This window comes from Achromobacter ruhlandii, assembly GCF_902859695.1.
GTDB lineage: Bacteria > Pseudomonadota > Gammaproteobacteria > Burkholderiales > Burkholderiaceae_B > Achromobacter > Achromobacter ruhlandii.
In genome coordinates this window covers 1-4199 of record NZ_CADIJL010000071.1, presented here as the reverse complement: position 1 = coordinate 4199, position 4199 = coordinate 1, and the positions used below count along the sequence as shown (strand labels likewise).

3 protein-coding genes and 1 pseudogene are annotated in these 4199 nt (G+C 67.8%); all 4 read right to left on the bottom strand.

What is annotated here, in order from left to right; all coding sequences use genetic code 11:
- A partial coding sequence (locus HV742_RS31915) for a Tar ligand binding domain-containing protein (RefSeq protein ID WP_175147271.1) occupies positions 1–1119 on the bottom strand: 1119 nt, incomplete at its 3' end.
- A gap of 138 nt (positions 1120–1257) precedes the next feature.
- Entirely contained in the window at positions 1258–1728 is a 471-nt protein-coding gene (locus HV742_RS31910; protein ID WP_049074356.1) for a hypothetical protein, read from the bottom strand.
- Between the two features lie 29 nt (positions 1729–1757).
- Positions 1758–3638 carry a methyl-accepting chemotaxis protein gene (locus HV742_RS31905; RefSeq protein WP_059270081.1) on the bottom strand — a complete coding sequence of 627 codons (1881 nt, stop codon included), beginning with the start codon at positions 3636–3638 and terminating at the stop codon, positions 1758–1760.
- Between the two features lie 107 nt (positions 3639–3745).
- A pseudogene (locus HV742_RS31900) lies at positions 3746–4199 on the bottom strand (methyl-accepting chemotaxis protein); the annotation flags it as partial.

Genomic DNA, 4199 nt, shown 5'->3' with positions numbered 1-4199 from the left:
CTCGGCCACGTCCGAAGCGCTGGCCGCCAGCTGGTTGGCCTGGCGCGCGTTGTCGGCGTTCTGCTTGACCGTCGAGGCCAGTTCTTCCATCGACGCGGCGGTCTCTTCCAGCGAGGCCGCCTGTTCTTCCGTGCGGCTGGACAGATCCGTGTTGCCCGCCGAGATCTCGCGCGAACCCACCGTGATCTCGTCGACACCACGGCGCACCGTGGCCACCGTGCGTGTCAGGCTTTCCTGCATGCGCTTGAGCGCGGCGAACAGCTGGCCGATTTCGTTGTGCGAGCGCACTTCAACGCGGCTGGTCAGGTCGCCGGCGGCAATCTTGTCGAAATGCTGGCCGGCCTCGACCAGCGGACGGACCACCAGGCGGCCGAACAGCACGCGGCAGAACACCATCAGGGCCAGCGCCAACGCCACCGCGACGGCAACGGCCACCATGGCGCGGTTGAAGTTGTCCTCGGCCTGCTGGATCGTGGCTTCCTGCTGGTCGGCGATGTACTTGCTGAATTCGCCGATGGCCTCGATGAAGGCGGCGCTGCGCGGCGTGCCGTATTCATTGTTGACCATGTAGAAGGTCGAGTAGTCCTCGCTGCGCAGCGCTTCCACCATGGTGTCGACGCCGTCATCGATATACGAACGGTAGCGGCGCACCAGGTTCATCGATAGCTGGCGGCCGGTGTCATCCTGCAGCATGTTCTTCTGGAAGTCGGCGAAGCGGCTGCGCACGCCGGTCAGCAGATCGGTGGCGCCCTTGAGCGCCGCGGCCGCGTCGCGCGCCGAGTTCTCGCCACTGCCCCAGCCCGACTCCTGCAGGTGACGGGCCGCGACCATCAGGCTGACGCGGGCGCGCAGCATGTCGCTGTTGATCACATCCACTTGCTTGGCGCGCTCGGTCAGCGCATTAACCTCGCGGATGGACTCGTAGTTGTGCTGCAGGAAGAAGGCGGCCAGGCCGCCCACCGCCGCGATCAGCACCGCGAAGAATGCCATGACCCACAGCAGCATCGTGCCGACGCGGGCATCGCGCAGCCGCAGCTTGCGTTTCACCTTGGGTGCGCGCGCGGCCTTCTTCTTGCCCACCTTGCCTGATTTCGCTCCGGATTCCAGACTCGCTTCCATATTCTTTCCCCATCCCTCAGGTACAGCTCTGACCAAATGAAAAACCACCCTGGCGAACCCTCCTTGCGGAAGGGTTCGCGTCAGGGCGACGTACGCGGTGGCCCCGGGGGCCGGCGCGCTCTCCGCGGAAAACGGGGCCTACCGCCCCTGGCGCACCGTCTCGGGCGGCGCAGCCGGCACCGGTATGACGATGGTTTCCACCTGGGGCGGCGGCGCGGGCTGTTGCGCCCAATCCTGAACGGGGTCAGGCATGGGTGCGGGGCCCAGCAATTTCTGGCGTTCCCAGGGTTCCAGCAGAATATTGGTGCTGTCGACGAGGCGCATCAGCCGGCCGTCCGGGCCGAACTGCAGCAGCGCTTCCTTGCGGCTGTACAGGCCGTCCGCGACAAACGTGATCTTGAAGGACCAGAGGGCGAGGAAGGTGCCGTCGGTCTGCTTGTAGAACTTGTCAGGCGGGGCGGTGAGCGCCCGCGAGGCTTCTTCCAGCGTCGTCTGACCCGGGGTCAGGGTCGACAGCTTGCTGGGGTCGAAATTGTGGCCCGTTGCCGCGCAGCCCGCGATCAGCGCCGCAATTGCCGCCGTCGCCAGAAGATGTAGATAGCCTCGCATACCTGCCCATTTACCGGTCTCGACCGGCGTCAAAAAGATTCCCAATCATCGTCCGCCGGCGCCTGGCGACGGGTAGCCGCCGCTGGCGGCTTGGCGTCGTTCGTCGCCGCGGTTGCGCGCGGCGGCGGACGCCTCGGCGGACGTGCCGCGCTGGCGGCCTCGGCCGCTGCCGCCGCCGGCTTGGCACGCGTGGCATGCGTCAAGCGCGCGGCAGGCGCTGCCTGGCGTGGCGCCGGCGCGGCGGACGCCACGGCCTTTTCCTGCGCCGCCGCCGGCTCCTCGACCTGCGGCGCGCTGACCCGTGGCGCACTACGTTGCTGGGCCAGCTGGCGCGCCGGCACTTCGATCACGTCGCCGGCATTGATCTTGAATACCGCCACGGCTTCGGCCAGGCGCTGCGCCTGCTCCTGCAGCGAGCCGGCCGCGGCCGCGGCCTCTTCCACCAGCGCCGCGTTCTGCTGCGTCACTTCGTCCATCTGCGAGACCGCGCGGTTCACCTGGTCGATGCCGCTGGACTGCTCTTCCGAGGCCGCCGAGATCTCGCCCATGATGTCCGTCACGCGCTTGACCGACGCCACGATCTCCTGCATCGTCGCGCCCGCCCGTTCCACCTGCTGCGAACCGGCGCCCACCTTGGTCACCGAATCCTCGATCAGGCCCTTGATCTCCTTGGCCGCCTGCGCGCTGCGCTGCGCCAGCGAGCGCACTTCGCCCGCCACCACCGCGAAGCCCTTGCCCTGCTCGCCCGCGCGCGCCGCTTCCACCGCCGCGTTCAGCGCCAGAATGTTGGTCTGGAACGCGATGCCGTCGATCACCGACACGATTTCCGAGATCTTGCGCGAGCTGGCCGAAATGCCCTGCATCGTGTTGACCACTTCGGCCACCGCCGAACCGCCGCGCTCGGCCACGTCCGAGGCGCTGGCCGCCAGCTGGTTGGCCTGGCGCGCGTTGTCGGCGTTCTGCTTGACCGTCGAAGCCAGTTCTTCCATCGACGCGGCGGTCTCTTCCAGCGAAGCCGCCTGTTCTTCCGTGCGGCTGGACAGATCCGTGTTGCCCGCCGAGATCTCGCGCGCGCCCACGTTGATCTCGTCCACGCCGCGGCGCACCGTGGCCACCGTGCGCGCCAGGCTTTCCTGCATGCGCTTGACCGCGGCCATCAAGGCCCCGATCTCGTTGCTCGAATGCACCTCGACGCGCGTGGTCAGGTCGCCGCCCGCGATGCGGTCGAAGCTCTCGCCGACCACGCGCAGCGGCCGCAGCACCACCCGGTTCATGAACAGGAATGCGCCCAGCGACACGGCCAGGATCACCAGCACCAGCGCCAGGTAGACGTAGGTCATGATCGCGCCCTGCGAGCGCGATTCGGCCACCTGGGCTTCGCTGTAGCTCGTAATGGTGCTGGCGAACTCGGTCAACTGCTTGGAAAACGCGCCGCTGGCCGCGGCGGTCTTGGTGTTCTTCAGGTTCAGGTATTCGGCGTTGTCCCCCCGGTCCAACGCGCCCAGCATCGCCTGCAGGCCCTCGGCAAAGCCGTTGAAGGAAGCCAGCAACTGGCCTTCCGCGGCGCGGCCGATCTCGGTGTTCTTCGGAATCGCCTTGAAGCTTTCGAGTTTCGTCTTGGCTTCGGCCAGCAGTTGCTGCACGATGCGGGTGTTCTCGGCCGCGCCCGCCTTGTCGCCCGCCGCGCGTTGCGCGGCGGCGATATCGGCGCGGATGGTGGCGCGCAGCATCTGCACGTACGAGTCCTTGACCAGATTGCTCTGCTGGACACTCAGGCTATCCAAAGCGTTGATCGCTTCGGCGTTGGAGCGCATGCTGTTCCAACCCAAGGCAATTGCAACCAGCGCGGCCACGGCGACTGCCAATTGGGCAAGCATCAAGCCCGTGCGCACCTTCAGATTGCTTAACATTTTCCGATATTTCCAGTAACCGTCAGGGCGGCACCATTGCCGCCCCAACGTAAAAGGGGGGTGTTTGTTACTGCGACTACCTGTTCAATGCGTCCGTGCGTGCGTTGTCAGAAGGACTCCCAGTCATCATCCGCGGGCGGGGCGCGGCGGGCGGCGGCCGGCGCGGGCTTGATCGGCTTGGCATCGGTGGCGTCGCTGGTCTTGACGACCGGACGACGCAACGGCCGGGCCGCGGTGGCGCCGCTGTTGGCAGTGGGCCGGGCACGGGCTGGCTGCGTCAGGCGCGGCGCCGCGGCGGGCTTGTCGGCCGCCGGCGTCGATTCGGCGGGCGCTTCGGACCTGGCCGGATGCATCGGCTTGGCGGCGGGCGCCGACGGCTCGGCGTGCGGCGCGGCGACCCGCGGCGCGTGGGGCTGCTGGGCCAGCTGGCGCGCCGGCACTTCGATCACGTCGCCGGCATTGATCTTGAACACCGCCACGGCTTCGGCCAGGCGATGGGCCTGCTCCTGCAGCGAGCCAGCCGCGGCCGCCGCCTCTTCCACCAGCGCCGCGTTCTGCTGC